The sequence below is a fragment of the uncultured Parabacteroides sp. genome (genome assembly GCF_905196875.1).
In the GTDB taxonomy this organism is placed as follows: Bacteria; Bacteroidota; Bacteroidia; order Bacteroidales; family Tannerellaceae; genus Parabacteroides.
Map to the genome: position 1 here is coordinate 1 of NZ_CAJJWO010000133.1, position 3,029 is coordinate 3,029.

Consider the following 3,029-nt stretch of genomic DNA (forward strand, 5'->3'; position numbering starts at 1 on the left):
CCAGGACCCCATCCTTAAAAGGGATGTGCTCTACCTGCTGAGCTAGCGAATCATCATTTGAATACTCTGTATTGCGGTATGCTTTACTTCTGTATTGCGGGTGCAAAGGTAGGGTTTATTTTTGAATTTGCAATAGTAGGGCTAACTTTTTTTGAAAAAAGTGCATTTATTTTTCTTCTGAAGGTTGATTATCGGTAGGAGGAGGTGGAGTAGTGTCCTCTTCCATTAAGATAAAACGCTTATAATAAGACAGACAGAGGGTTGTGAGCGGCAATGCGATGATCAAGCCGATAAATCCCAGTAAAGTTCCCCAGATGGAGAGAGAAAGAAGGATGATGGCCGGATTTAGTCCCATCGCTTTTCCCATGATGCGAGGGGTGAGGTATAAATCCTGAATGCACTGTACAATTCCGAGTATCAATAAACCTGATCCGAAAATGAGCCAGAAGTTTTGTCCCGTTTCTGCTGATTTAAGTAGGCTGAGGATTACCATTGGTATCAAGCCGATGGCTTGTAGGTACGGAATCAGATTGAGGACGCCGATAAACAGTCCCAATGTGACGGCCAGCGGGAAACCTACGATCTTGAAGCCGATAGCCAGCAAGACACCTACGCATAAGGCGATCAGTGACTGCCCTCGGAAATAGCGGTTCATGCTCTGTTCCACATCATCGGCCAGTCCTTTTACGAAGGTACGCTGGCGGGCGGGGATCAGGTTGATCCAGCCATTTGCTATCTTCTCGTAATCGAGTAGGATAAATATGAAATATAAAAGTATCACAAAGACGATCGTTATGCTGAACAGAATGGAGAACGTATTCGACAGGATGTTCCAGACTTTGGGGGCCAACTGTTTGATTGCATTCTGTATGTTTTCGCGGCTGAGGAGTTCCATCAGCTGGTTGATATCGACGTTGTTTTCCAGATATTCAATCCACGATTCGGGAATGAGTGGGATATGCCCTTCACCCGGGTTATGCGTGCGCATCAGGCTGAGTGTCCTGTCTGCCTCCTGAGCTACCGATGGAATAACCAGTGAAGCTGCCAGACCGATGATCAGAGAAGCGGAAAGGATAACTGCAACGATAGCAAGAATACGGCTTTTCAGTTTGAGCTTGTATTGAAAAAACTTGACGAAAGGCTGCATCAGATAGGCTAGCAACCACGCGATCAGGAAAGGAAGCAACGCGTTTCGCAAGACTGCGATCAGATAGAGCAAGGCTCCGATGATAACGATGCTGAAAACAATACGCGTTACCCGGTCGAATGTAAATGGTCTTTCAAACAATGAGTTCATATTTTAATTTTTATCTTTGCCTGCAACAAAGATAGAATAAAGTAGAATAGGACAACAAGATGATAAAGAAAATATTATGTGCCGCCCTGCTGCTATGCTGCTTCTGGCAACCCCAGGCACAAACTCCCCAGCCAATAAAGCAATTATTGAATGCTCCTTACATGAAAGGAGCTACCTTTTCGATTGTGGTGAAAGACGTGCAGGACGGGAAGACTTTGTATAGTTATGATGCAGACCGACTGGTGTCGCCTGCCTCGGTATTGAAGACGGTTGCCACAGCAACGGCCCTGGAGATACTGGGAGAGGATTTTCGCTACGAAACTTCCCTGGAGTATGACGGGACGATAAAAGAAGGTGTGCTCAACGGAAACCTCTATATAAAAGGAGGTGGCGACCCGTCGCTGGGTTCGTCCTATTTTGCATCCGACAGAGGTACGTATCGACCTGCACAGAATACCTTCATGCCTGAATGGATAGCGGCATTAAGAAAGGCCGGCATACAGAAGATAAACGGGTCTGTAGTGTCCGATGAGAGCATTTTCGATACCGAAGGTTCGTCCATTAAATGGCTGCGTGAGGATATGGGAAATTATTATGCACCGGGAAGCTATGGGCTTTCTGTATTCGATAATATGTATAAGTTAGCGCTGAAGACAGGTGCTCCCGGTACTCGTCCAGTGCTGAGGGGAACTGATCCGGCTTTACCGACCGTTCATTTTGTCAATTACCTGAAAGCAGTTCCAGCGGCTTCAGATAGTGCCTATATTATTGGTGCGCCGTTGTCTGACGAACGTTATTTGTATGGCGTTCTCCCTTCCAACCGTGAAAGTTATATATTGAAAGGAGATATTCCCGATCCGGCCTTGTTCCTGGCGCGCTACCTGACCGCCGGACTCGAACGGGAAGGCATCGAGGTGACGGGTGAACCTACCTGTTTCCGTATCGAGTCGGAAGCCGGAAGATGGAAGGAGAGTGAAAGGAAAACAATCGTTACTACTTATTCGCCGGCCTTGAAGGAGATTGCGAGAGTCACCAACCATGTCAGTCATAATCTGTTTGCCGATACGCAGCTTAAGACGGTCGGGTTACAATATCAACCACAGCGGAACGAGGTGATCTCTTCATTCGGGCGGGGTGTGCAGGTGGTTGCCGATCATTGGCGGAAGAAAGGACTGGATGTTTTCCCGTTGCGGATGAATGATGGAAGTGGACTGGCTCCAGCTGATAAGGTTTCAGCCGGCTTTATTGCGGATATGCTGGTGTATATGGCCACGAAATCAGACGCGTCGGAGGCTTTTATCGCGTCGTTGCCGGAAGCTGGTGTGGAAGGTTCGGTACGGAACCTGCTGAAAGGGACTAAACTACAGGGAAAGGCCCGCTTGAAAAGTGGTGGTATCACTGGTGTGAGAAGTTATGCCGGATATATTACCAAGGATGGCAAGACGTATGCTGTAGCCGTTTTCTCCAACAACTATTCCTGTAGTATGGGGGAAATGACGAAGGCGTTGGAAAAGTTGCTGTTACAACTTTTTAGTTGACTGTTTCAGTATTTGTCAATAATGAGCCAATTTGCAAATGTGCCAATATGCCAATGGAGATAGCAATAGGTTCAATATTTTCTAGATATGAATGTTGTGTTGTTGGTATGGGCGTTTCGCGAAGAGGATATAAGGAAATCCGACAAATGGTCGGCAGCTTTTTCAGAATGGGTCGGCAGGTTTCAGGGAATGGG

General features: G+C 46.9%; 2 protein-coding genes. One reads left to right on the forward strand and one right to left on the reverse strand.

Translation table 11 applies throughout. The features are described 5' to 3' along the window. Positions 1–166: 166 nt before the first annotated feature. The gene (locus QZ076_RS21895; protein WP_293717230.1) at positions 167–1,297 is read right to left on the reverse strand and encodes an AI-2E family transporter; all 1,131 of its coding nucleotides are present in this window, start codon (positions 1,295–1,297) and stop codon (positions 167–169) included. Between the two features lie 59 nt (positions 1,298–1,356). Here QZ076_RS21895 and dacB point away from each other — a divergent pair, with 59 nt between their 5' ends. Then, positions 1,357–2,835, forward strand: coding sequence for a D-alanyl-D-alanine carboxypeptidase/D-alanyl-D-alanine-endopeptidase (gene dacB, locus QZ076_RS21900; protein ID WP_293717231.1), 1,479 nt, complete (start codon positions 1,357–1,359; stop codon positions 2,833–2,835). The last annotated feature ends 194 nt before the right edge of the window (positions 2,836–3,029 follow it).

Coding starts and splice junctions, on each gene's coding strand:
- QZ076_RS21895 (WP_293717230.1), bottom strand. CDS start 1,297: ATGAACTCATTGTTTGAAAGACCATTTACATTCGACCGGGTAACGCGT.
- dacB (WP_293717231.1), top strand. CDS start 1,357: ATGATAAAGAAAATATTATGTGCCGCCCTGCTGCTATGCTGCTTCTGG.